This is a genomic window from Tolumonas auensis DSM 9187 (assembly GCF_000023065.1).
In the GTDB taxonomy this organism is placed as follows: domain Bacteria; phylum Pseudomonadota; class Gammaproteobacteria; order Enterobacterales; family Aeromonadaceae; genus Tolumonas; species Tolumonas auensis.
In genome coordinates, this window is sequence record NC_012691.1 from 385,223 (window position 1) to 411,794 (window position 26,572).

Below are 26,572 nucleotides of genomic sequence, written 5' to 3' on the forward strand. Positions count from 1 at the left end.
GAAAAAACAAACCGCATGTCCTGTCAGAGATATGCGGTATGAAAGCGGGTGGCTGATGTCACCCGATAGATCGATTAGGCTGTAGTTGGCGAACGCCAGTCATCAGAACCAGAAGTACCAGAGACTTCATGTGTCCATTTGATTGCCCGGTAAGTCATGAATACGTCTTCCAGGTGAGTGAAATGAGCCTGCGATGGATCCTGACAGTTTGGCATGCTGGCCTGCACGTCAACCACGATGGCATCAGTCAGTTCAGTCGTGAAGTAATGCTCCTGAGTACCTGCCGCTGAAGTCCGGTACCATTTGATTTTCACGCTGGGCAGACGCTCACCGGAGGTCAGTGAGTTGTAAATCAACGGGGAGCATTTATCGAAAACTTTGGTGATTTTTACTGGTTTATGAACGCGTTGACCGGATGGCTGGCCTGATTGCGGATCACGTGGCAGAACGACCTGATGTTCAAAACCCTGAACCATCACTTCATCTTCATGACCTTCCTGATAGATGTTACCGACAGAGGCTTCGGTAAAAGTACCGGCAGTGATCAGACCTTGTTTTTCACCATTGATAGTCATATACGCGGGAGTTGGCATGTTTGTGCTCCTAATCTGGTTATTGTGGTATGCCGGCATTGGCATACGGCATATATAACGCAGTGATCGTGCCAGTCTTTTATCTTTGTCTAATTAATTGAAAAATAAGGATATTTATTGGATGGCTGGCGTGGTGAGAGATGAAATGCAGAGGGGATTGGTCGAAAGATATGAGGTCTTTCGTTGTAATGCATTGTTATTTAAGGGATTTTATTTATGTGCAGCTTTTATGGCAGGGTGCAGCATTTTGCGCGAATCACAGGGGAGATCAGATGCTTTCTCTCTCCCCCTGCTAGTTCTGCCGGGGTTATCCGGATTTTTTCTTGTAGCCACTGAGCATGGCATGTACCAGATTCTCACCCATCAGGTGACTGATGATCAGCACGGCAGTGATGTGAATTCCGGCTCCCAGCATGGTCAGGTTGGCAAAGAACTCATGCATTTCCCCCCAGTCGATAAAGTCGGTTGCGGCGGCAATACCAGCCTGCCAGCCATCAAATACATCGGCAAGGCTTGCCAGCCAGCCAGTCAGACCGGTGAGTAGCAGACCACTTAACAGACAGAGAATCATTACTGCCCCGGCAGGGTTGTGGCCTTCGTAATTGGTATGTTCGCCGCGCAGCATGGCGCGCATGTAAGCCATAAATTCGGCAGGTTTTGGAATGAAGTTCTTAAAGCGGGCATGGTGTGAACCGATGACACCCCAGATCAGACGAGCCAGGACAAAACCAATAACAATGTAACCGGCGTAGATATGCAGTGTGCCGCCCCGCTCAAACGGCATGCCTTTGTCTGACAACAGATAGTTGCAGAAAAACAGGGTGACGACGGTCCAGTGAAATATTCGTATGAAGGGGTCCCATATTTTCACTTTTTCTGAAGATAATCCCACGGTAAATTCCTTAAACGATGGCAGAGTTTATTTAGCCCTTTGAGCCGATGTCGTTTACGGTAACAGGCGAGGATTAAGTTTCCATTAATCAGAAGAAGTAAATATAGGGGGGTATCAAGAAAATCGTGCTGATCAATCACAATAAAAAAGGGCTATCTTATATACAGATAGCCCTTCTTTTTTATCTGAAACAGAACGTGTTATACGATATCTGCATCTTCCTGCAGATTACCTTCGCTCAGTGAGCCGTCTTCTGCCATACAGGCTGCCGCGGTAAACAGGACATCAGTCGAACTGTTCAGTGCCGTTTCTGCAGAATCCTGCAATACGCCGATGATGAAACCAACAGCAACCACCTGCATTGCCACATCATTACTGATGCCGAACAGGCTGCATGCCAGAGGGATCAACAGCAGAGAACCACCGGCGACACCAGAGGCGCCACAGGCACTGATAGTGGCAACCACACTCAGTAATACCGCAGTAGCGAGATCGACACTGATACCCAGCGTATTTACTGCCGCCATACTCAGCACAGTGATGGTGATCGCAGCACCCGCCATGTTGATGGTGGCGCCTAATGGAATTGAAACGGCATAGGTTTCTTCCGGCAGACGCAGTTTTTCACACAACGCCATGTTTACCGGAATATTCGCTGCAGAGCTACGGGTGAAGAACGCGGTAACACCGCTCTCTTTCAGGCACATCAGCACCAATGGATAAGGGTTACGCTTGATTTTCCAGAAGACAATCAGCGGATTTACCACAAAGGCAACGAACAGCATACAGCCGATCAGTACTATCAGCAGTTGTGCATAACTCAGCAACGCGCTGAAGCCGGTTTCGGCAAAAGTAGAAGCGACCAGACCCATGATGCCGAGTGGGGCACAGCGGATCACGCCTTTCACAATACCGGATACGGCATGTGACAGATCATGAATTACAGCTTTCGTTGTGTCGCTGGCTTTCCGCAATGACAGACCCAGTGCAATTGCCCAGGCCAGAATACCGATGTAGTTACCTTCCAGCAGTGCTTTGACCGGATTGGCAACAACATTGAATAACAGTGTATTCAACACTTCAGCGATACCGCCGGGAGGAACAATATCCGCGTTCTGGGCACTCAGATGTAACACTGAGGGGAAAGCAAAACTAGCGACTACTGCAACGACTGCAGCGCAGAAAGTACCGAAAAGATAGAGAATAAGCAAAGGACGGATACTGGTTTTCTGTCCTTGTTTATGTCCGGCGATGGAATCGGTAACCAGCAACAGTACCAATACAGGGGCGACCGCTTTCAGTGCACCCACAAACAGTGTACCCAGCAGGCCGGCACTCTGGGCCGCAGAGGGTATCAGGGTAGCGAGTAAAATACCGACAATCATACCGATCAGGATCTGGCTGACCAGACTGGTATTATTGAGTAGTCGAATAAAAGATGGGGGTGTTTGGCTCATATAAAGTCCCTGACACTTAGTGTGTATTGATCATTAACTCCTGTGCCCGGTGATAGCAGAATAAATTGTCGGTAAAACAACAGATGCGATGACATCTGCCTCGAATTGGGTGAAAAACGAGTTTTTTCTGCACGGATCACTGAGCGGCGGAGAAATATCCCATTCATTGCGTTGTTTTGCTACTAAAAAGCGCAAAAAATAACGATTTCGTTCAACTTTTTGGCTTTTTAGTAGTGATATCCACTTTATTTAAGATACGAACGCAACACTTTTATTAACTCTTCCGTTGCCTGGGGTTCATCCTGCTCCAGCAACGGCTGCATGTGTTCGCGGATATGTCCTTCAATCACTGTTGCCATCAGGCCATTGATTGCCCCCCGGATCGCGGTGATCTGTTGCAGGATCGGATAACAGCCGGTTTCCTCGTCCAGAGCCCGTTCCAGTGCTTCTAATTGTCCTTTAAGACGTCGTACCCGGTTCAGTAATGGTTTCTTATGCTTCAGCGTATGGCTCATTAAAGATCCTTGTTTATACTGGGGGGGAGTATATACTTAATAATAACTCTCAATTTCATCTTTGCTTAAACAGCACCAATTTCATTCAGTGAGGATTGTATGTCAAGCGTACGGGAAATGATGCAATGTTGTCAGGCGGCTGCTTTCCAGCGTCCGGTTCAGGGCGCTGAACAGCGTATCCGCTGGGTTGTGATCCTGACGGTTATCATGATGGTCGTTGAAATTTTCGCCGGCTGGTTGTTTCATTCGATGGCTCTGTTGGCTGATGGCTGGCATATGAGTACGCATGCACTGGCTTTGGGGATCTCACTGCTGGCGTATGCATTATCACGACGTTGGGCCGGTGATCACCGGCTGGCATTTGGTACCTGGAAAATTGAAGTACTAGGTGCTTATACCAGTGCGCTCATCCTGGCGGCGGTCGCCTTTTCGATGATAGCGGAATCGGTATCCCGCTTATCAAATCCGGGTGAGATCAACTATGTGGAGTCCATGCTGGTTGCTGTATTGGGGTTAGCGGTGAATCTGTTCAGCGCCTGGTTACTGGGTGATCAGCATCATCATGGGCTTGGACATCATCATTCAGATGATCATCATGCTGACGACCACGACCACGACCACGACCACGACCACGACCACGACCACGACCACGACCACGACCACAGCCACGATCATGGTCATCATGATTTGAATAAGAAAGCGGCCTATATCCACGTACTCACCGATGCCGCTACCTCGGTACTGGCTATTTTTGCATTAGCAGGCGGTTTGCTATGGGGTGCGGCCTGGCTGGATCCGCTGATGGGGATCGTTGGTGGTGTCGTTATCCTGGTCTGGGCCTGGGGATTGCTGAAAGAAAGTACCCTGATTCTGATCGATGCAGATAACCAGAACAGTATGCGGGCCGCGATTCTGGAAACTGCCATCGGGCATGACTTACAGATCAGTGATCTGCATGTCTGGCGTATCGGTGAACAGCGTTATGCGGCGATTATTGGTCTGGCGTCATCACAACCTGAATCTATTTCAGAACTGCGCGGCGCGTTATCTCAGCTGGATAAACTGGCGCATATTACAATCGAGCAAGTTTAACAGCCACCGTCTGCCATCAGGGCATATCTTGCCAGGCTTATTTTACCTGGCAAGCTACCCGGTTTTCGGGCTGTTATTCTGGCTCCAGACCTGCGGTGGTGGCAGCGGGCAATCCAGACAGTATGCCAGCATCTGAAAGACTCCGGCTTCCTGTTCGGTAATTTTTCCATCCTGCTCTATCGCGTCGATAATCGTCTGCAGCAATTTAAAACGGATCGCCGGGCTGCTTTGTTGCAGCTGATCGAGTGCGGCACTCAGCGTGTCCAGCGATGGCATCGGTTGCAGACTTAGTTCCGTCATCGCTAATGGCGCGGCATAAGCAGCAAAAATCTGTTCAGCCGGTGTGTCATGAGTGCTCAGATGTGTCAGATAACTGAGCCATACCGTGATGGCTGAAGATAGTTCGTTAATTTCCCGATAGTTGATGTTTTGTCGTGCTTCAGCGCTGAAATGGGGACGCAGCTGGTGGACCAGCATCCGGTACAACAGCCACTCCGGTAATGACACTTGCTGATCTGCCTGTATCAGCTGCCAGAGCATGTCATGAAATTGCTGATATTGTTCCGCCGTCAGCTCTTTCAGCGCCGGGATCGCCAGTTCCACCAGTGCCAGTTGCAGACCGCAGGGGACGGGATATTGTGTCAGTGCTAAAACGGCAGACTCTTCCTGTCCGAGCAGGTGTCGCTGCTTTAAGCGGATTGTCAGGTCAGACGCTAATACCAGACGATACAGCAACAGACGGGCATCGAACGGTGAACGGGCGGCACGCACCAGTGGTTCCGGTAACTGTGGTAACCATTCACCCGGCGCGGTTGTATCGTAAAGTACGGGTTCTGAACCTGTAGTCAGCGGCAGCCCGGTTTGTTCCGGTTTGGGACGTTTCGGCATTTCCACCGGGGTTGTAGCCAGCGCACTCTGTGCCAGCAGCATGGCAGCCAGATCCTGATTACCGGTTGCTTTTAATTGTACGGCTGAAACGAAAGACGCAGGTAACGGTGGCGGTACTTCATCGGCCATCGGTTGCAGATTGGCATAATATTTACCATCCCAGGCGGGATCCAGACGCCGGATCCGCTCCTGTAATGGCGGGTGACTGGCGAGCCAGCCACGGAAGTTCTGGGTCAATCCCTGACTGAAAAACAGATGACTGAACGTCTCTGCCTGCGGATGGAAAATCAGCGAGGCATAGCGGTGTCCGCCGACTTTTTTCAGTGCACTGGCTAATGGCGCCGGATAACGGGTGAACTGTACGGCAGCTGCATCGGCCAGAAACTCCCGCTGCCGGTTCAGGGCTGACTTCATCAACCGGCCCCATACTGTTCCGGCTGCGCCCAGCAGCATGAGTGTTAAGCCAAAAAAGGGCAGCGCAGAGCTGCTTTTTCCCTGAGAGGTATTGATCCGGTGACGATGACGGCCAGAACCCTGTGACAGCCAGCGGCCTAATTCCCCCAGAAACATCAGACTGCCAATCAATGCCGCCAGTTGCTGGTTCAGCCGGATATCGCCGTGCAGGATATGGCTGAACTCATGCGCCACAACGGCCTGTAACTCATCGCGGCTGAGATAACTGATCGCACCTTGGGTTACTACGATCACGGCATCATTAACGCTCATGCCGGCAGCAAACGCGTTGATACCGGGCTCATTATCCAGCACATAAACACTGGGTACCGGGGTTCCCGAGGCCAGCGCCATTTCTTCCACGACATTGCGCAACCGGGTATCACCGGGATCTTGTGTATTTACATGCACATAACGGCCGCCTAATGCTTCGGCTACGACACGGCCACCTTTGCACAGGCTGGAGTACTTCAGCAGTGTGATCAGAACCAAAGCCGCAAAAATGGCAATGTTACCAACGATATACCAGTGCCAGAACTGACTGTCAGTATTGATATACACGACCTGATCGGTCAGTTTCCATAGCAGTAATCCGGCAAATGTCAGTGCAGCCGACAGACTGATCAGGCCGGCGAAAAACAGAAATAACAGCCGGGCACTGATTTTTTTCGCCTGATCCTGATACTGATAAAAATCCATAAGTTATCCGTACTAAAAGCTGACTTTCGGTGTCTGACGGTATTCTTCCGGATTTTCTATCTCCAGCAATGAAGCATCACTGGTATGCCCGAAACGATTGGCTATCAGTGAGTTCGGAAACTGCTGGCGGTAAATGTTGTAAGCCGTGACACAATCATTAAATCCCTGACGGGCAAAGGCGACGCGGTTTTCGGTTGCTGTCAGCTCTTCTGATAGCTGCAGCATATTCTCATTGGCTTTCAGATCAGGATAAGCTTCGATTTGTATGTTAAGCCCCTGCAATGCACCATGTAATTGGTGTTCGGCAGCGGCAAGCTGTTGCATGGCCGCCGGATTACCCGGTGCTGCCGTGGCGGCTTTCAGTCCGGCTAAGGCAGCATTGCGTGCTTCAGTGACGGCAGTCAGCGTTTTACTCTCATGCTGCAAATAGCCTTTGGCGGTTTCGACCAGATTGGGGATTAAATCGTAACGGCGTTTCAGCTGCACTTCGATCTGAGCAAACGCATTCTGATAGCGGCCTTTGAGTGCAACCAACTGATTATAAATAGAGACAAGCCAGAACACGGCCAGTAACAGAACACCGAGTACCACCAGTAATCCGATCATCATTCACATCCCTGCATGAAAAGTTAACTCTGCAGAGTGTAGTGTAACCGGATGGAGTTAGTCGCGTCCTTTGTGCAGGAAAAGTGATATAAGCTTGCGGAAGCGATGACTTATTTCATTCAGTTATGAACGGCCAGACCATCAAGGGCCTGACCGGATGATGCATTAAATAGCTTCCAGACGGGCATAGGCAACGACCAGCCATTTGCTGCCAGCTGTGGCAAAGTTTACCTGCACCCGGCTTTGTGCACCGACGCCTTCATAGTTAAGCACCACACCTTCACCAAAGGTCGGATGCAGCACCCGTTGACCCAGTTTAAAACCGGTACTGGCGAAACTGTCCTGCAGCTTTTCCTGACTAAAACGGCTTTGCGACTGAGCGCTGTTACTCCAGCCGACCTGTGTCCGCAGCCGGATTTCTTCCAGACAGTCACTGGGCAACTCTTTCAGAAAGCGGCTGGGGCGGTTGTAACTCTCTTTCCCGTACAGACGGCGGCTTTCCGCATGCGTCAGATAGAGCTTCTGCATCGCTCGGGTCATGCCGACATAGCAGAGACGGCGTTCTTCTTCGAGGCGTCCCGGTTCTTCCGAACTCTGCTGGCTGGGGAACATGCCTTCTTCAACACCCACCATAAAGACCAGCGGGAATTCGAGCCCTTTGGCGCTGTGCAGTGTCATCAGCTGTACCGCTTCGTCAAATTCATCCGCCTGTTTATCGCCGGACTCCAGCGTGGCATGTGCCAGAAAGGCGGTCAGCGGGCTCATATCCAGATATTCTTCGGCCGGACGAAATAACCGGGTGGCGTTGACCAGTTCTTCCAGGTTTTCGATACGTGACTGACCCTTTTCACCTTTCTCGTTTTCGTAATGCGTCCATAAACCGGACTGGCGGATCACCCGATCGACCTGCACATGCAGCGGTAATTCTGACGTATCGGTTTCCAGCTGATTGATTAGCGCGAGAAAGTTACGCACCGCATTGGCAGCCCGGCCAGCCAGCACACCCTGCTCACACAACTGCCAGGCGGATTGCCACAGGTTCAGGCTCCGGTCACGAGCTGCTTCCCGGATAAGGCCCAGCGTCCGATCGCCGATGCCGCGGGTTGGGGTGTTAACGACGCGTTCAAAGGAGGCATCGTCACTGTGATTGCTGAGCAGACGCAGGTAAGCGATGGCATCTTTGATCTCCTGACGTTCGAAGAAGCGCAGACCACCGTAGATACGATACGGTAACTGTTCCTGCATCAGCGCCTCTTCCAGAATGCGCGACTGGGCGTTGTTCCGGTATAAAATGGCGGCGTCCAGCAAGCTGTTACCCTGTTCGCGCCAGGCTTTCAGGCGACTGACTACAAAGCGGGCTTCATCAATTTCATTGAAGGCGGCATAGACGGAAATTGATTCGCCAGCGACACCATCCGTCCAGAGTTCTTTACCCAGCCGGGCTGAGTTGTTGGCAATAAGCTGGTTAGCCGCTTTCAATATGGTGCTGGTGGAACGGTAATTCTGTTCCAGACGGATGGTTTGTACGTCGTCAAAATCCTGCATGAAACGCTGGATGTTCTCCACGCGGGCACCACGCCAGCCGTAGATGGACTGGTCATCATCCCCGACGATCATCACCTTGCTGCTGTCACCGGCGAGCATGCGGATCCAGGCGTATTGAATGCCGTTAGTATCCTGAAATTCATCCACCAGAATATGGCGGAAGCGTTGCTGATAGTGTTCCAGCAGATGGGGTTTATGCAGCCATAACTCATGGGCCCGCAGCAGCAGTTCGGCAAAATCGACTAAACCGGCACGATCACAGGTTTCCTGATAGGTGGCATAAATTTTCTGGTAGGTGCGGCCCACCGGATCATAAACATCAATATGGTGCGGACGTAAGCCTTCGTCTTTTTTGCTGTTGATATAACCGGCAACGGCGCGGGGTACCCACTGCTTTTCGTCCAGATTCAGGTTCCGCAGAATGCGTTTCAGCAGCCGCAACTGATCATCGCTGTCGATGATCTGAAAATCTTCCGGCAGATTGGCATCCAGCGGATGAGCCCGCAGCAGACGATGAGCCAAACCATGAAAGGTGCCGATCCACATGCCGCCGCGGCCAAAACCGAGACTGTTTCCGAGCAGACGTTCAATACGTCCGCGCATCTCTGCGGCCGCTTTGTTGGTGAAGGTTACGGCCAGAATGCTGTGCGGGGATACCTGCTCGATCTGTAACAACCAGGCAATGCGATGAACCAGCACCCGGGTCTTGCCACTACCGGCACCAGCCAGTACCAGCATGTTTTGCAGCGGAGCTGCAACGACGTCGCGTTGTTTATCGTTCAGACCATCCAGCAGGTGGGAGATATCCATCACAGCTCCAGAAATAATGCCTCACCCGGTGTGAACAGGGGTGGGTTTTTATACAGTAAAAAAAGATTATACCTGTTGTTGTTCGCAGACCCAACAGACAAAAAAGCCGGGGAATAACCCCGGCTCATGTGCAACAGGTGAGCTTATACTTCGACCTGTACACCCATTTCCACCACCCGATCGGCCGGTACATGGATAAAGTCGTTGGTACGCAGCGAGTTTTTGCTTAGCCAGATGAACAATGCGGCTCGTAATCGTGCCAGGATTGATCGATGTGACGGGAGCAACGTCTCGCGTGACAGGAAGAACGAGGTGGTATTCAGGTTAAACGCCATGCCTTTCATTGCACAACGGCGGAACACCTCATACACATCGGGTGTTTCATGGAAACCGTAGGTCGCTGAAATGCGCCATACATTCGGTGACAATGATTTGATCTCGATATGCTGGTCTGGATCCACATATGGCACGTCCTGAGTTCGGAAAGTCATCAGTACGATCCGTTCATGCAGCACATGGTTGTGATTCAGATTATGCAACAGTGCATGCGGAATACCCTGCTGGGTTCGCGACAGATAAATGGCTGTGCCCGGTACTTTCTGGGGTGTCTCTTTTTCCACCATAGCGACAAAACTTTCCAGCGGCATACTCATGCGGCTGAGTTGCCGCAGCAACAGAAAGCGTTCCCATTTCCAGGTCGCCATCACCATAAACATGATGGCGCCTAACATAACGGGTAGCCAGCCACCGGCGAAGAACTTGACGACGTTAGCCAGAAATAGCGGAACATCAATCAGTAACAGACTGATAAGAATGATTTTAACCACCCGTCTCGGCCAGTCCCAGTTATAGTGCGCCACGGTACAGGCAAGAATGGTCGTGATCACCATGGTGCCGGTTACGGCGATACCATAGGCAGCAGCCAGATTGGTGGATTCGCGGAATGTGACCACAACGATCAGAACGGCGATGTAGAGCATCCAGTTTACAAACGGAATGTAAATCTGCCCCGCTTCAACTTCTGAAGTATGCAGGATGTTCATACCCGGTAAGTAACCCAGACGAACGGCCTGACGTGTCAGAGAGAAGACCCCGGAGATCACTGCCTGCGAGGCAATCACCGTAGCCATTGTCGACAGAATAACCATCGGGAAGACCAGCCATTCCGGTGCCAGCATGAAAAACGGGTTTGCAATCGCTTCCGGATTACTCAGGATCAAGGCACCCTGACCAAAATAATTCAGCAGCAACGCCGGTAAGGCGACGGTAAACCACGCCAGCTGGATCGGGAATTTACCGAAATGTCCCATATCTGCGTACAGCGCCTCCACCCCGGTGATCGCCAGAACGACCGAACCTAATGAGAAGAACGCGACGGTTTTATAGGTGAGGAAGAACTGGATCGCCCAGTGTGGATTCAGTGCTGCCAGTACCTGCGGGTTTTTGAAGATACTAATAGCGCCGAGTGTGCCGAGCGAAAAGAACCAGAGTAGCATCACCGGACCAAATAATTTACCGACACTGCCAGTACCGTGTTTTTGGATCACGAACAGTGCGGTTAGTACTGCAATGGCGACAGGCAGAATGTAGGGGGTCAGTGCCGGTGTGGCAACACTTAACCCTTCCAGTGCCGAAAGTACCGACATGGCAGGGGTGATCACCACCTCACCATAAAAGAACCCGCCGCCGATCAAACCCAGTACCAGTAGCACCGTTGTGGTACCGGCATATGTGTTACGGCCGGCCAGTGACATCAGGGTCAGAATGCCGCCTTCACCACGGTTATCTGCACGCAGTACAAATGCCAGATATTTCACTGATACCACCAGTATCAATGCCCAAAAGATCAGTGACAGGAATCCATAGACCACTTGTTGTGTCGGCGGCAAACCAATATGCGGCGAAAAGCACTCTTTGAAGGTATACAACGGGCTGGTGCCGATATCGCCGTACACCACGCCGATCGCTGCCAGTGTAACTGCTGGCAACGATTGTTTCTGATGCGCATCCATGTGATTACCGGTCATCCTTAGCGTTCGATGCGGTCAAAGTGAATAGCGGGTTCTGTTTCCTGCGGACTTGGTGCTGGTTGTGCCTGTTGCTGTTCCAGGTTTTCCAGATAGTCGTGCACACGAAACCGCTTATTATGTACCGGAGATACCGGCTCCGCTTGTGGTGCTGGCGGCTCTTCTGTGTAGCCGGAGAAATCATCACGATCCCGATTCAGACGTGATTTAGTGCGGCCTGATGGTTTTTGTCTGGACGGATGGTTCTGGCTGACCGTTTTCTTGCGGGCAGTTAGGGATGTCCTGCTGCTGCTTTTCGGTGCCGCAGAAGGTGCTGCCAGAAAAGAATGCAGTAACCAGCGCAATGACAGTGTAGTAATGACAATGAGTGCAACACCGATCGCGGCATAAAACCGGCTGCTGCCGGTAGATGCCGATTCAATCAGCGGTTGCCAGTCTGATTGCGCAGCCAGATCCTGTTCCAGCACATCCGGAAACAACATGCGGAACATGAATAAAATATCTGCCAGCAACGTGATGAATACACCGGTCTTGAATAATCCGGGTACCAGCAACAGTAATACGCCAGCGATAAACAGCATGACGCCGCCACCAATAAAAAGGGTATCGACAAATTCAGTGACCGGAACCGCGTAAGCCAGTGAAGGCAACAGCAGTAATCCGCTACTGAACAGGAGTTTTCTAATTTTGTTCATACAACCGTAACTGACTTATCTGAGGGGCTGTTAATCGGCGCAATACTAGCACAGAAGCAAACGTAAAGTGCATTACCGGTGGAAAAACCAGCGCAGATGGTAGCGGGATGACGGAGGGTTCCGGAAAGAAAAAAGGCTTTATATCAAAGATATAAAGCCGGATCGGCAACCATGCCGGAAAAGACCAAAATAACCCGTGACCGGGTCAGAACCATCCTTAACCTGTTACGATTGTGTTTGGTTCCCTCATCTTGGTTGATGACGATTCATTACTTTTGCTGCCAGCCACCACCGAGTGCTTTAAACAGGCTGACCCGGTTGCTGAGCAGTGCAAGACGGGTGCTGACCAGCCCCTGTTCCGCAGAGAACAGTGAGCGCTGGGCATCCAGCAGAGTCAGATAGCTATCAACCCCTTTCTCGTAACGGCTTTGTGCCAGCTGATAATAGGTTCTGTTGGCATCCACCAGCGCTTGCTGTGCCTGGAGTTGATCCCGGTAGCCATCCTGCGCGGCTAAACCATCTGAGACCTCTTGGAAAGCGGTCTGAATCGCTTTTTCATAGGTCGCAACTTCGATTTTTTCCTGCACTTTGGCGACATCCAGTTGTGCATCGCGGCTGCCCCAGTCAAAGATTGGCAGACTGATGTTTGGCTGGAATAGCCAGGTGCCTGAACCCGCGTCAAACAGCTTGTTCAGCGAGGAGCTCATGCTGCCGGCATTCGCGGTCAGGCTGATAGTCGGGAAGAACGCCGCGCGTGCTGCACCAATATTGGCATTAGCCGCTTTTAGTGAATGTTCTGCCGCCAGAATATCAGGACGACGGGTCAGCAGGGTAGACGGTATATCGGCACCGAGCGGTGACAGTAATGTCAGATCCTGTTCCGGCAAGCCGGAAGATAAGCCAGCCGGAATATTAGTTCCCATCAGCAGGCGCAGTGCATTTTTATCCAGTGTGACCTGACGGCGGTACTGTGCCAGACTGGAACGAACACTCTCTAAGTTAGAGCGGGACTGACTGACATCCAGCGACGATGAGATACCGGCCTGATAGCGTTGCTCAATCAGCTGATAACTCTGTTCATAGCTTTTGGCTGTCTGCTCGGCCAGCCGCAGCAGATCCTGATCCGCCAGCAGGGTCATATAGGCGGTCGCCACGTTGGCAATCAGACTCAGCTGTGTGCTACGTTGAGTTTCTTCCTGCGCCAGATAATTTTCCAGCGCCTGATCCTTCAGGCTTTGCACCCGGCCGAACAGATCCAGCTCATAGGCACTGATGCCCACAGTCGCGGAATCGGTGTTACTGATGGCATCAGCGGTTCCGCTGTAGGTGCTTGGGATCCGCTGTCTGGCCTGATAGCCGGATGCGGTCAGCGTTGGTAACTGGGCCGCACGCTGGATGCGGTACTGTGCCTGATAGGCTTCCACATTCAGAATGGCGATCCGTAGATCGCGGTTGTTCTGTAATGCGGTATCGATCAGCTTTTGCAATGCAGGATCGGTAAATGCCTGCTGCCAGTCGGTTGCTTTTACCGCCGCGATGGTACTGGCGGATGAAGTATCGTATCCGGCAGGGATAGGGGCGGCCGGACGCTGATAGTCCGGTGCCAGTGAACAGCCTGCCAGTAACAGGGAAACCAGGAACGCGATAGGGCGTTTAATCATGATGTTTCTCCGCAGAAGTCGGTGCGCGTAACGAATGACGATGTTTACTGAAGTACTTCATAACCAGTACGAAGAAGCTCGGTACATAAAAGATAGCAAGAACTGTCGCTGCGATCATCCCGCCGGTCACACCGGTACCGATAGCATGACGACCACTGGCACCAGCCCCGGAGCTAATCACCAGTGGGAATACACCGAGGATAAAGGCCAGCGAGGTCATCAGGATCGGGCGCAGACGCATACGCGATGCTTCAATAACGGCCTGTTTGATACCCATGCCTTTGTCGAACAGCTCTTTGGCAAACTCTACGATCAGGATGGCGTTTTTCGCCGCCAGTCCGATAGTGGTTAACAAGCCGACCTGGAAGAAGATATCGTTCGATAAGCCGCGCAATGTCGCTGCCGCCAGGGCACCGACGACCCCCAATGGCACAATCAGCATAACCGAGAACGGGATGGTCCAGCTTTCATATAACGCGGCCAGACACAGGAATACCACCAGCAGTGAAATGGCATACAGCGCAGGGGCCTGACTACCGGATTCCTGTTCCTGATAAGAAAGGCCTGTCCACTCGAAGCCAATACCTTCCGGTAACTGACTGATTAATCTGGTCATAGTCGCCATAGCTTCACCAGTGGTATAGCCTTCGGCAGCTTCACCTACTATATCTATTGCAGATGAACCGTTATAGCGTTCCAGACGTGGTGAACCATAGCTCCAGTTACCTTCAGCAAAGGCTGAAAAGGGTACCATCTGTTCCTGAGCATTACGCACATACCACAATTGCAGATGTTCCGGTTGCATGCGGAATGGCGCATCAGCCTGCACATACACTTTTTTCACACGACCCCGATCGATGAAGTCGTTCACGTAGTTTGAACCCCAGGCAGTGGATAACGTACTGTTGATATCACTGACCGTCAGACCCAGCGCCATCGCTTTTTCATAGTCGATATTGATGTTGTATTGCGGTGTATCTTCCATGCCATTTGGGCGGACACGGGTCAGCGACGGCTCTTTTGCTGCCATGCCCAGTAACTGGTTACGTGCCTCGATCAGTTTTTCATGACCCAGTCCGCCGCGATCCTGCAGATACAGGTCAAAACCACTGGAGTTACCTAACGCCGGAATACTCGACATGTTGAAAGCAAAGATCGACGCATCTTTGATCTGCGAAAACGCACCCATTGCCCGGCCGATAATGGCACTGGCCGCATCGTCTGAGGCTTTACGTTCACTCCAGTCTTTCAGCTTAACGAATGCCAGGCCCATGTTCTGTCCGCTACCGGCGAAACTGAAGCCAGCCACGGTAAACACCGACTCAACATTCTTTTTCTCAGCAGTAGTGAAGTGATCAGATACTTTATCCAGTACTTTCAGGGTTCGTTCCTGAGTAGCACCGGTAGGCAGCTGCACCATGGTCAGCGCAATACCCTGATCTTCTTCCGGCAGGAAGGAGGTAGGCATGCGCGTGAATAACCAGACCAGTCCCAGCAACAGAACCACATAAATCACCAGCATACGTCCGCTGCGTTGCAGTATCCGGCCTACCGTATTGCGGTAACGACGGCTGTTGCGTTCGAACATGTGGTTAAACCAGCCAAAGAAACCGGTCTGAATACCATGATCCCCCTTTGGAACCGGCTTCAGCATGGTGGCACAAAGCGCCGGGGTCAGGATCAGGGCAACAACAACAGACAACGCCATTGCCGAGACGATCGTCAGCGAGAACTGACGGTAGATCGCCCCTGTGGAGCCGCTGAAGAATGCCATCGGCACAAATACGGCGGACAGCACCAGTGCGATACCGATCAGTGCGCCGGTGATCTGATCCATGGATTTCCGGGTAGCTTCCAGCGGTGACAGCCCTTCCTCGGACATCACACGTTCGACGTTTTCAACAACGACGATCGCGTCATCCACTAGCAGGCCGATGGCCAGTACCAGCCCGAACATGGTCAGGGTGTTAATGGTATAACCGAATACCGACATGATGCCGAATGTACCCAGCAGTACCACCGGTACGGCAATGGTCGGGATCAGGGTTGCCCTGAAGTTTTGCAGGAACAGATACATGATGAAGAACACCAGTATCACGGCTTCAACCAGCGTTTGTGCTACTTCAGAGATAGAGATCTTAACGAAAGTCGTAGTATCAAACGGATAAACAACTTTCAGACCTGTCGGGAAATACTTTGATAAATCTGCCATCTTGGCTTTAACCAGCTCGGCTGTATCTAACGCATTTGCATTACTTGCCAAACGGATAGCAATACCCGATGCAGGTTTACCATTATAGCGGCTGACGGCGTTATAACTTTCCGCACCGAGCTCGACCCGGGCAACATCACGCAGACGTACCTGTGAACCATTGGTATTCACTTTCAGCAGGATGTTTTTAAATTCATCCATGCTGGTCAGACGACCCTGACCGGTGATGGTGGCATTAAACTGTTGTCCGGCAACAGCAGGGGTAGCACCCAACTGACCGACAGAGATCTGCGTATTCTGCGACGTAATGGCGCTGGTGACATCGCCCGGTGTCAGATTGAAGCTGTTGAGTTTGTTCGGATCCAGCCAGACGCGCATCGCATACTGCGAACCAAAGATTTGTACGGTACCCACACCTTTGATACGACTGAGCGGTTCTTTGATATTGGTGACCATATAGTCACTGATATCTGACTGATCCATCTCACCATTCTCAGAGATCAAACCGGCAACCATCAGAAATGATTCGGTGGATTTTTCTACGCGAACCCCTTGATCCTGTACTGTTTGTGGCAGCGAGCTTAACGCCTGCTGCACCTTGTTCTGTACCTGGACCTGCGCTGTATCGGCATTGGTACCGGCAAGAAAACTTAAGGAGACCGTCACATTGCCGCTGGAGTCACTTTGCGATGACATATACAGCAGGTTATCAATACCGGTCATGTTTTGTTCCAGTACCTGGGTCACACTGTCTTCTACAGTCTGAGCTGAGGCTCCCGGGTAGCTGGTACTGATACGCACGGATGGTGGAGCAATCGTCGGATATTGCTCTATGGGTAAAGACTTAATTGCCAGTGCCCCGGCAAGCATGATCACTATTGCGATTACCCAGGCGAAAATCGGGCGATCAATAAAAAATCTGGACATAACGACTCCGCGGATAATTACTGTTTGGTGGCCGGGCTGGCTACGGTCAGTGAGGCAACATCAACGTTTTTAGCGCTGACTTTCATTCCGGCTTTTACTTTCTGGGCGCCATTCACAATGATCCGGTCGCCGGCACTCAGCCCGTCTTTAACCAGCCAGTTGTTCTCGATACTGCGGGCGGTTTCAAATGCTTTCTGCTCAACCTGATCCTGCGCATTAACCACTAAGACAGTCGCTTTACCCCGAGGATCATGGCTGACGGCCAGTTGCGGTACCAATAAGGCATCTTTCAGTGTGGCTTCAGTCAGTTCAGCGCGGACAAACATGCCCGGCAGTAACTGTAGCTCGCTGTTGGCAAAAATAGCGCGCACGGTGACACTGCCAGTCCCTTCATCCACTGTGACGTCAGAGAACTGTAATTTGCCACTTTCGGTGTAATAAGAACCGTCTTCCAGCAATAACTTAACTTTTGCTTCCTGAGGACCAGCTTTTTCCAGCTGACCTTCTGCCAGCGCTTTTTTCAGTTTCAGTAATTCATTGCTGGACTGACTGACATCCACATACAGCGGATCCAGTTGCTGAACGGTCGTTAATGCGGTGGTTTGCTGGGCGGTGACCAGCGCACCTTCGGTGACAGTTGATTTCCCGATGCGGCCGGAAATCGGTGCTTTCACCTTGGTGTATTCCAGATTGATTCGGGCGGTATCAAGCGCGGCTTTGGCTGAGGCAACATCCGCGACAGCCTGTTTCCAGCTGGCTTCAGCATCATCATTTTCCTGACGGCTGACGCCATTGGTTTTGCTCAGATCGCGATAGCGTTCAGCTTTCAGGCGAGCAATGGCTTCTGATGCCTTCGCGCGCTCCCAGGATGCTTTCGCACTGGCCAGACTGGCTTCATAAGTTGCCGGATCGATCTGATATAAGGTCTGACCGGCTTTGACATCGCTGCCTTCACGGAACAAACGCTTGATCACGATGCCACCCACCTGAGGACGAACTTCAGCAACGCGATAGGCACTTGTCCGGCCGGGGAGCTCGGTATGCAGCGTCAGTGCCCGGGGTTGCAGAGCGATAACATTGACTTCAGGTGCCTGGGTTGCCATGGCCGTCTGATTATTCTCTGCTGATGGATTGCAACCAGTCAACAGCAGGGTCGTGGTGAGTAGTGCAAGAATTGTTACACGGAACGAGCAGGAGTGATGCAGCATGGTAACCTCAGATTTGTAATAACAATTTGAATATAGCGCGCTATTTAAATCAAAAAATGTCACAGAACTTTGACCAATTCATTAGCGAAACGTTAAGTTATGCAAAAAATTGAACGTTCATTCTATTTAGAGCGCTCATTCTAGATTAGAATTTTTACCTTATCAATCGTGGGAAAAGGTAAAATATCTTTCTCTAATTATTGGGGTGGTTCAATGAGCGAAATGACAGTGACTTCTCCGGAATCAGATCGTGCAGCACAACGCCGGAATCAGGTGTTAGATGCAGCGGCGGTCTGTTTTCGGAATCATGGTTTTCATGGGGCCAGTATGGCACAGATCTCCAAAACAGCGGGAATGAGTCCGGGTCATATTTATCACTATTTCGACAATAAAGAAGCCATCATCTCTGCGATTGTAGAACGCGATATGGAAGAAATGATGGAGTGGACAGAAATATTCTACTCATCCGATGACATTCTCCAATCCATGTTAGATGGCGTTACTTGTGGTGTGGAAGCGAATACAAATCCGGATTGTGCCGCCTTGATGCTGGAAATTATGGCGGAATCAGCCCGTAACCCGCAAATCGCAGCAACCGTGCAGAAATCGAATCAGATAGGCCGGCAGCGCCTGAGCGATTTGTTAATCAAAGAAATGGCTCAGCGCTGTGCGGTATCCACTGTGGATGTTCAGGTTAAAACTGATCTCATCGCGGCTATGTTTGATGGCCTGCTGATGAAGAGTGTTCATAACCCCACCATGGATAAAGAAGCGCTGACGGTGTTGATGCGTCAGGTCATGCTATTTGTGCTGACTCTCTGAGTTTTCCGATATGAGCCTGCGTAACAGGCGGATTTTGCTGACTCAGTAACTGCGCAAATTCCTCTGCCGGTAAAGGCATACTGTACAGATAGCCCTGATAATAATCGCATCCCTGTTGTTCAAGGAATTCCAGCTGAGCTTTCGTTTCCACCCCTTCTGCCAGCACGGTGAGCCGCAGTGAATGCCCCATCGCCACGATGGTTGCTGCAATTTCCATATCATCGCGTTCATGCGGAATATCCTCGACAAAACGTTTGTCGATTTTCAGTACATCTAGCGGAAACTGTTTCAGATAGGCCAGTGAGGAATAACCGGTACCAAAATCATCAATCGCGATGCGGATCCCTTGCTGCCTTAAGCCCTGCAGTATTTTTACTGTTTCTTCCTGCTGTTCCATCAGTGCACTTTCGGTCAGTTCCAGTTCCAGATGATGAGCCGGGAAACCCGAGTTATGCAGGATCGTACCAATCAACTGCCGGACATCACCATGATGCAGTTGTAACGGCGATAAATTGACCGCCAGATTAATCGGCGGAAGGTGCTGATCGAGCCAGTCACGGCCCTGACGGCAGGTTTCATAAAGTACCCACTCACCAATGTTCTGGATCAAACCCGTCTCTTCGGCTACGGAAATGAATTCTGATGGCGGAATCAGGCCATACTCCGGATCATCCCAGCGCAACAGGGCTTCCGCGCCAATGATTTGATTGGTCTTAATGGAAATCTGCGGCTGATAGAACACCTTAAATTCTTGCCCGGTAATCGCACGGTGCAGCCTTTGCTCCAGTTCCAGACGTGCTTTGGCTTTGAGAAACAGCTCTTCCGAGAAATACCGGTAGCCATCACGGCCATCGTGTTTGGCGCGGTACATCGCAGTATCGGCTTGCTGCATCAGTTCCTCAGCTGTACTGCCATGTTCCGGATACAGGCTGATACCAATACTGGTACCTATCATCACTTCGCGTGCATTAGATAATAAGAATGGCTGGTGCAGAGCATGAATGATTCTTTCTGCCAGCAGTGAGACATCATCCGGTGACGGATTGTTTTGTAACAGCACGGTAAATTCATCGCCACCCAAGCGACAGACCACATCGCTTTCCCTTAACTGCTGTTTCAGACGGGCGGACACCTGATGCAGCAGTTCATCGCCGAAGTGGTGACCAAAACTGTCATTTACATTTTTAAAGTGATCGAGATCCAGCATCAGCAATGCCACCCGGGTACTGTTCAGCATGGCATGCTGCAGTGCGGAATCTAATTTCTGACCCAGCATGGCCCGGTTTGGCAAACCCGTCAGCGGATCGTGCAGTGCCATATGTTCCAGTCTGGCCTCAGAGTCTTTCAGCTGGCTGATATCGGTATAAATACTGATGTAATAGAGGATTTCACCATTACTGTCACAAACCGGATTGATGCTGGTCATCATCGGCAGCAGTTCGCCGTTTTGTCTGCGATTCCACATTTCACCGCGCCAGAAACCGTGTTCATCCAGTGCCTGCAGCATCTGCTGATAAAAGTGACCATCGTGTTTGCCAGAATGGAAAATCCGCGGTCGCTGACCCAGTAATTCATTTTCCGGATAACCAAACAGGTCGATCAACGCCCGGTTCACTTTGATGATGTTGCGCTCAGCATCGGTGATGACAATCCCTTCCCGGGTACTTTCGAAGACAATCGCCGCCTGACGCAGTTGCAATTCGTTGTTTTTTTGCTGGGTAATGTCGGTCATGACACCGGTGAAACGTTGCGGTTTACCTTTCCGGTCAAATGAAGTGGTGACATGGTTTTCTACCCATAGATATTCACCGGCCGCCGTCCGGACGCGACATTCCAGAATGTATTCTTTGTGACGGGTTTCTATGTGATGTATGACTTCAGCCCAGACCCGCTGCAGATCTTCCGGATGCAGCAGATCACTCATCGTCAGCTTGCCGTTAATAAAATCGTCGGCCTGATAGCCCCAGCGTTGTACGTTGCTGGAGACATATTCCATTTTCCAGCTGGAATTGGGTTGCCAGCGGAACAGTATTGTCGGGCTGGCATCGATCACTTCCGCCGCATTCTGTAATGCTATCAGAGCGTTGGCGCGCTCCTTCGCCTGTAGCAGCATATCCAGGGCATAAGTCACATCCATGACCATATCATTCAGTGTGGCCCGCACTTCCGGCGAGAAGAAATCCGGCTCATCGGCATACAGATTCAGTGCACCGATCACCTGTCCTTTTTCCCGGATCACAAAATAACCGGCAGACTGAAAACCCGCCCGGGTTGCGGCTTCATGAAATGGTTGTACGGATTCGTCGGTCAGAAAATGATTCAGAATGACATGCGACTCAGCCGCAATCGCTCGATCTGTGGGCATCAGAACCGGAGCGTGACTACCGGCGCTGAGCCGGTGCTGTTGCTGGTAATCTCTGATGAATTGCAGAAAGCCATTATCATGACCGTAACTGGCGACATGGGAGCTGTGTTCCTGCTCCGTTGCGCTGACCCAGGCAAAGACAAAGCCCCCATTCCGGACAGCGATACGGCAAATATTCTGCAGCAGTACCAGACGATCCTGACTGCGCACAATGGCCTGATTAGTCAGTGACAGCATGTCATAGAGATTATTCTGACGAATCAACCGGAGTTCGCTGTTTTTGCGGGCGGAGATATCTTCAATCACGTTGATCATACAATCAATACTGCCATCCGGATGCCGGATACAGCGGGTATCAACGAGCGCAAATAACATGGAACCATCCGGACGGACAAAACGTTTTTCCCGGCGATAGCCCTGTGATTCACCATCCTGCATCCGCATCCATTCCTGCCGATCATACGGGCGATCATCCGGATGGGTCAGGGCCAGCAGGTTCAGCTCTGCTAATTCATCCCGGGAGAGGTTAAACAGTGTGCTGAGGTGATCATTAAAGCGTAACCAACTGCCGTTCGCATTGGTCGTGATCGCCATCCCCAGCAGCGGTAAATCAAAGAAATGGTGTAAGAGCCGATCCTTCTCCGCGACACGGCGCGATAGTGCCTGTCGGTGTTGCATATAGTGTTGCCGCCAAACCAGCAGAAAGAAGACACCGACGGTGATACCGGTAATAAAGGTAGTCAGGGAGACCCAGAACGTCAGACTATCAAAGGGCGGAGCGCCCTTTGTGGCAGAGGGGGAGAGGCTATAACCGGAGAAATAAAACCATGCTACGGACAACACTGTGTAAAACAGCATGATCCGCGTTGCCGTACGCAACGGGATCTGTGCGGTGGCACTATTCATGATAACGACACCATCCTTGCTCTTTGTTCTTTATAATAGTTATGTGATCGTTTGAGGCTGAATGATACCTGTTTTATTTCCGGCTAAATGCGACCAGCCACAATTTTTATGTATCTGGTCCGGGAATTTTAATAGCCGTTCCAGCGGCCCTCATTTTTGATCCGGATTGCACCTTCACTGTCACTGGTTCCTAACCAGTTAAGCGATGTCCGCAGATCGGCCGGCAACTCATTTCCCGGGTAGAGCGTCGCCTGCAATTTATACAGACCTTGCATATTCAACTGCAGCTGTGCCTGACTGCGTAATGCGGCTGAATCCTGACGGATGTTGATCTCCAGTTCATTATTCCGGCAGCTCAGCTCAGCCTGCGGATTGCCCAGCACCAGCTCGCCAGCGGGCGTCAGCAACTGTGCCTGCAGCCATTCGGCTTGTCCTTCCAGCGCCAGACATTGTTTGTTGTTAAAACTCAGATGGCTGATGTTGAGCTGTAATGTTCCGGACGCTTCTGCCGGTAGCGGGTAGGGGATCTGTTGCTGCAGTACACTGGCCGGTGTTTTGAGCGTCAGATCGTTAATTTTCCAGTCACCGCGCCAGCCGACCGTGGCGCTGGCTATCGCGATTTCCGGATCCTGCAGCGACAGTTTCACCGTCGGCATTCCCAGCCATAACCGGCTGAATAACACTTCCCACTGTACATCATGTAACGCGCGCTTTTGCCAGCGCAGTTCGCCGATCTGCCCTTGCCAGACGGTCCCGCGGATATTGTGCAGTTGCATTCCGGCAGGCAGCGGCAGACGAGGCAGCAATTGTGCCGCCGGAAAGGTTGCCAGCAAAAACAGCAGGTAACAGAACAGAAATAGTAAAAGCAGTGTGAGCCGCGGGCTCAGGTTCTTTATTGTCATTGAATTATTCTTTATTCCGGCCCAGCAGCAAGCGTCTGACCTGTGCTTTTCCGGGAACTTCGGCCGGCTGCAGATCAATTTGTTGCGGCGTTATGCCATATTGCTGTTCTAACATATTCAGCCAGCTCACCAATTGTTCAAAGCTGGTGGTATCCATTTCAACCAGTGCGTTGGTGCCCTGTGGCTGGATCCGCTTTAACACGATCTGATAGCCCTGGCTGCTGTTGCTGAGCGTACTGGCGATATCGCCGGAGTATTCCCTGGGGGATGCGGATTGCTGTTTCAGCTGGCGCACCAGCGGCGCCTGCTGCTGCATCCAGCTTAATTGTTGCTGTAATTGCTGTACCTGACCGCGCTGTTGCTGCAGATGCTGCTGCAGCGGAGACCAGACATTCCAGTACAGTATGATGGACAACAGTACCAGCGCGGCGGCCAGCACGATCCGGCGTTCGCGGGTAGTCCGATCCTGCCACCACTGTTTCATGATTTGCTCCTTATGATCAGCATGCCACTGACTCGTCCACCCTGATCCTGCATATTGGTCATTTCTGTTGCAAATGTGGTATTGGCCTGATTACGGAATTTATCCAGCATTCCGAAATCTTTCGCACTGATTTGTAAACGGAATTCCTGTTTATCCGCCTCAAATCGCAGTTGCTGTAATTCAATTTCCGGCGTTTTATGTAACAACGGAGCAAGTAACGCGAGCTGGCTCAGGAAACTGTCTGTCAAAGGCGCTTGCTGTAAGCCCTGCAGGTGTTGTTTTAACTGGGCTCGCGGATTAACGATTCGTTTTTCTTCCGGGAACAACTGCCGGTACAGAGCGGTCATTTGCTGCTGTAATTGTTGCTGTTGCTGACGTAACTGCACATATTCCATGCCCTGATTAGCCATGAACAGCAGTAACAGGAGGCCGGTCAGTACCGCCGGCAGACGCCAGCGCAGCCACTGTTTTTTCCACGTCGAAACCCGGCGGAATGCACCCTGCAGCAGATCAATGCGTTGCACAGGAACTTGCTCAGCCAGCAACTGCATCGGCAGTTCACATAATGAAACGATCCATTCAGCCGGCGGTTCTGCCGGTGGCGGTGTGTAGCTGTGCAAAGCCGGGTACGGCTGATGGCAAGTCATCCAGGCAGAAAACAAGTCGTTGTCCACTACGCTGCCTTGCCATGCCGACTGGCGGATAAGCCACTGATCGCCCAGTTGCAGCAGTGACCATTGTTCTCCTTCAGGTTGCGGCAGTGCCAGTACATCCGGCAGCAGTTGTTGTGCTGTTAGTCCGGCATCTGCCAGCCAGGATAGCCACTGCTGCATCTGTGTCTGTTCTACGGCAGCAATGTTCACCTGCTGTCCCTGATGGGCTAATACCGTGATATGCAGCTGTTCCACATCACTGGCAATTTCGTCTTCCAGCATGAAGGGCAATGCCCGCATCGTCTGCGCGTTCAGACGCCCGGGCAGCGTGAGTTCACGGAAAATAACATCACAACCCGGCACCAGAACATATACCGGGCGGTGACCGGCACGTTCCGTCAGTTCTGATAATTGTGCGGCGTTATCCAACTGCCCGCTGGAAATAACGGCTTGCTGCGTAACGGACCATACCAGCCAGTGCACGCGCTCCTGATGACGGGAACCCAGTCGTATTAATAAAAATTCGTTCACTCTAATCCTCCGAAGTGACGACGGATAACAGTCACCTGGTTATCACTCTGCCGCTGAAACAAGCTAATCAGACGGGTCTGGTAGTTATCTGTCTCAGCCTGTAAGGTCGCCAGAAAGTAGAAACTCTTTATAGTCAGTGCCGATTGTACCTGATCACCGGCTGCGGCCGTGTTACTCAGTGCGCCTAATTCCAGAAATTCGGCAACGCTATCCCAACCTTCGCGCGGGCGTTGTTCCAGAATGTTGCGGGCATCATCCACGCTCAGATCATTCAGAAACAGCGCTGCCAGCAATGGTGCCTGAACGGTGCGCAGGGTATTGGCATTGACCTGCAGTGTTTTCTCCGGAATGACACAGACCTGAGGTAATAAACGACGATAGAGGGCGGCATCCATTCCTCTGACAGCCCGCAGTTCACTGACATCCTGCATTAAGCCGTTAGCCGGCAGATAAGGTGGTGTCAGTGCTTCATATTCACTGTCTTCCGCACCGAGTGAGCGGGCGATGGTATTAGTATCCAGCCAATCCTGAACCGCTGCTGTGATTTGCTGCGCACGGTAATCATCCGCTCCCAGATTAATTAACAGATCTTTAAAAACGGTCGCGCGATAGGTTGCACTAACTGCAGTGCTGGTTTCATCGGTGCTGTCATTGGTTAGCGAATTCAGATTGAAACAGGCCTGCGAATCACGCACCACACCTTGCAGGATGGCGTTTTCTACCGGGAAAACCTGACCTTCTATTGCCCAGTATTGTGCCAGTGAGTTTTTTTCCGGATTGTCTTTGAAATCCTGTACCAGCACTTTGCTGATCAGCGTTTCCGAGCCAAGCAGATACCAGTAATTCTGCAGCTGTAACTGCTGGTTGTAGGTGCGTTGCCATTCCATCCGGAAGCGCTGCGTCATGCTGCTGGCCATGGTGACCATGACGGCGAGCAGGAGTAAGACGACCAGCAGAGCCATTCCCTGTTGACGTTTCATTCGCGACTCCCGCTGCTGGCAGTATCGGATGTTCCGGTCAGCAGAAACAGCCGCCGGATGGTGCCGTAATCTTCTGCTGTGATAGTGATTTCGACCGCAGCTGGCAGTTCATCAGGTGTGATCCATTGTGTCAGCCATTGCCCGTTATTATAAAAACGCAGACTGAATGCCGTCACCCGGCTGAGCAGTGGCGTGGCCGTCGGCTCGGTTCCGGTAACAGCATCAGGATAGATATAGGTCAGTCGTTCCAGTGTTTGCTGGCGTAAGCGGTAACCCACTTTTTGTAATTCTGAACGGCGTAACTCTCCGCCCGGATTAAACCAGCCGGCGCGGACAAGTGTCACTGCGCCGTCTTCACTGCCCAGCTTAAAACGTTCCGCCTGAAATAATATTGTGCTGGTTTCACCATTGATGCGCGTCGGGCGGGGAATCACCTGTGTAAAATCACGCGCCAGGGTAGCAAATGCCCGTTGCAGTTCTGACAGGCGGGTAATTTTCTCGCGGGAGACTTCATCGTTTCGCATCACACCCTGTAATACGGCATAGGCACTGAGACTGAGCATGGCAAAAATCACCAGTGCCAGTAATACCTCCAATAAGGTAAACCCGGTTTGTTGTGATTTGGCGGATGGTATGGTCAGCATAGATG

At 51.5% G+C, this 26,572-nt stretch carries 20 protein-coding genes; 2 read left to right on the forward strand and 18 right to left on the reverse strand.

Features of this window, described 5'->3' with window-relative positions; all coding sequences use genetic code 11:
• Positions 1 to 74: 74 nt before the first annotated feature.
• The 4 genes from TOLA_RS01810 to TOLA_RS01825 form a co-directional block, all read right to left on the reverse strand.
• Positions 75 to 593: an Hcp family type VI secretion system effector gene (locus tag TOLA_RS01810; RefSeq protein ID WP_012728571.1), complete on the reverse strand. Its 519-nt coding sequence runs from the start codon at positions 591 to 593 to the stop codon at positions 75 to 77.
• A 307-nt stretch (positions 594 to 900) separates the two neighbouring features.
• A complete protein-coding gene (locus TOLA_RS01815; RefSeq protein WP_012728572.1) occupies positions 901 to 1,485 on the reverse strand; it encodes a cytochrome b/b6 domain-containing protein in 585 nt (194 codons plus the stop codon).
• A 200-nt stretch (positions 1,486 to 1,685) separates the two neighbouring features.
• Positions 1,686 to 2,942 (reverse strand): serine/threonine transporter SstT, encoded by a 1,257-nt coding sequence (sstT, locus tag TOLA_RS01820; protein WP_012728573.1) that lies wholly within the window; start codon positions 2,940 to 2,942, stop codon positions 1,686 to 1,688.
• A gap of 245 nt (positions 2,943 to 3,187) precedes the next feature.
• Positions 3,188 to 3,457: a metal/formaldehyde-sensitive transcriptional repressor gene (locus TOLA_RS01825; protein WP_012728574.1), complete on the reverse strand. Its 270-nt coding sequence runs from the start codon at positions 3,455 to 3,457 to the stop codon at positions 3,188 to 3,190.
• A gap of 117 nt (positions 3,458 to 3,574) precedes the next feature.
• On the opposite strand from TOLA_RS01825, the gene dmeF reads away from it, so the two are divergent.
• On the forward strand, positions 3,575 to 4,549 hold the full coding sequence (gene dmeF / locus TOLA_RS01830; RefSeq protein WP_425358054.1) for a CDF family Co(II)/Ni(II) efflux transporter DmeF: 975 nt from the start codon (positions 3,575 to 3,577) through the stop codon (positions 4,547 to 4,549).
• Positions 4,550 to 4,603: 54 nt separating this feature from the next.
• On the opposite strand, the gene TOLA_RS01835 is transcribed toward dmeF, so the two are convergent.
• The 8 genes from TOLA_RS01835 to TOLA_RS01870 form a co-directional block, all read right to left on the reverse strand.
• Positions 4,604 to 6,589, reverse strand: coding sequence for a M48 family metallopeptidase (locus tag TOLA_RS01835; protein ID WP_012728576.1), 1,986 nt, complete (start codon positions 6,587 to 6,589; stop codon positions 4,604 to 4,606).
• A gap of 12 nt (positions 6,590 to 6,601) precedes the next feature.
• On the reverse strand, positions 6,602 to 7,198 hold the full coding sequence (locus TOLA_RS01840) for a LemA family protein (RefSeq protein WP_012728577.1): 597 nt from the start codon (positions 7,196 to 7,198) through the stop codon (positions 6,602 to 6,604).
• A gap of 162 nt (positions 7,199 to 7,360) precedes the next feature.
• Positions 7,361 to 9,550, reverse strand: coding sequence for a DNA helicase II (gene uvrD / locus TOLA_RS01845; protein WP_012728578.1), 2,190 nt, complete (start codon positions 9,548 to 9,550; stop codon positions 7,361 to 7,363).
• A 143-nt stretch (positions 9,551 to 9,693) separates the two neighbouring features.
• Complete coding sequence (gene kup, locus TOLA_RS01850) at positions 9,694 to 11,562, reverse strand: low affinity potassium transporter Kup (RefSeq protein WP_012728579.1); 1,869 nt, start codon at positions 11,560 to 11,562, stop codon at positions 9,694 to 9,696.
• A gap of 17 nt (positions 11,563 to 11,579) precedes the next feature.
• A complete protein-coding gene (locus tag TOLA_RS01855; RefSeq protein ID WP_012728580.1) occupies positions 11,580 to 12,272 on the reverse strand; it encodes a hypothetical protein in 693 nt (230 codons plus the stop codon).
• Between the two features lie 269 nt (positions 12,273 to 12,541).
• Positions 12,542 to 13,933 (reverse strand): efflux transporter outer membrane subunit, encoded by a 1,392-nt coding sequence (locus TOLA_RS01860; protein ID WP_012728581.1) that lies wholly within the window; start codon positions 13,931 to 13,933, stop codon positions 12,542 to 12,544.
• Complete coding sequence (locus TOLA_RS01865; protein WP_012728582.1) at positions 13,926 to 17,072, reverse strand: efflux RND transporter permease subunit; 3,147 nt, start codon at positions 17,070 to 17,072, stop codon at positions 13,926 to 13,928. Before TOLA_RS01865 ends, TOLA_RS01860 begins: the two co-directional genes overlap by 8 nt.
• A gap of 17 nt (positions 17,073 to 17,089) precedes the next feature.
• On the reverse strand, positions 17,090 to 18,277 hold the full coding sequence (locus tag TOLA_RS01870; protein WP_425358055.1) for an efflux RND transporter periplasmic adaptor subunit: 1,188 nt from the start codon (positions 18,275 to 18,277) through the stop codon (positions 17,090 to 17,092).
• A gap of 216 nt (positions 18,278 to 18,493) precedes the next feature.
• Between TOLA_RS01870 and TOLA_RS01875 the strand changes: the two genes are divergently transcribed.
• Entirely contained in the window at positions 18,494 to 19,102 is a 609-nt protein-coding gene (locus TOLA_RS01875; RefSeq protein ID WP_012728584.1) for a TetR/AcrR family transcriptional regulator, read from the forward strand.
• On the opposite strand, the gene TOLA_RS16285 is transcribed toward TOLA_RS01875, so the two are convergent.
• The 6 genes from TOLA_RS16285 to gspJ all read right to left on the reverse strand — a co-directional run bounded on the left by TOLA_RS16285 (position 19,077) and on the right by gspJ (position 26,567).
• Positions 19,077 to 22,373: an EAL domain-containing protein gene (locus tag TOLA_RS16285; RefSeq protein ID WP_012728585.1), complete on the reverse strand. Its 3,297-nt coding sequence runs from the start codon at positions 22,371 to 22,373 to the stop codon at positions 19,077 to 19,079. The two genes, TOLA_RS01875 and TOLA_RS16285, sit on opposite strands and share 26 nt — an antisense overlap.
• Positions 22,374 to 22,501: 128 nt before the next feature.
• Positions 22,502 to 23,275, reverse strand: a complete 774-nt coding sequence (locus TOLA_RS01885; protein WP_012728586.1) for a type II secretion system protein N — start codon at positions 23,273 to 23,275, stop codon at positions 22,502 to 22,504.
• A 4-nt stretch (positions 23,276 to 23,279) separates the two neighbouring features.
• A complete protein-coding gene (gene gspM, locus TOLA_RS01890) occupies positions 23,280 to 23,759 on the reverse strand; it encodes a type II secretion system protein GspM (protein WP_012728587.1) in 480 nt (159 codons plus the stop codon).
• On the reverse strand, positions 23,756 to 24,943 hold the full coding sequence (gspL, locus tag TOLA_RS01895; RefSeq protein WP_012728588.1) for a type II secretion system protein GspL: 1,188 nt from the start codon (positions 24,941 to 24,943) through the stop codon (positions 23,756 to 23,758). The genes gspM and gspL overlap by 4 nt, the downstream gene beginning before the upstream one ends.
• On the reverse strand, positions 24,940 to 25,923 hold the full coding sequence (gene gspK, locus TOLA_RS01900) for a type II secretion system minor pseudopilin GspK (RefSeq protein ID WP_012728589.1): 984 nt from the start codon (positions 25,921 to 25,923) through the stop codon (positions 24,940 to 24,942). Before gspK ends, gspL begins: the two co-directional genes overlap by 4 nt.
• Positions 25,920 to 26,567, reverse strand: coding sequence for a type II secretion system minor pseudopilin GspJ (gene gspJ / locus TOLA_RS01905; protein WP_012728590.1), 648 nt, complete (start codon positions 26,565 to 26,567; stop codon positions 25,920 to 25,922). The genes gspK and gspJ overlap by 4 nt, the downstream gene beginning before the upstream one ends.
• Positions 26,568 to 26,572 lie beyond the last annotated feature (5 nt).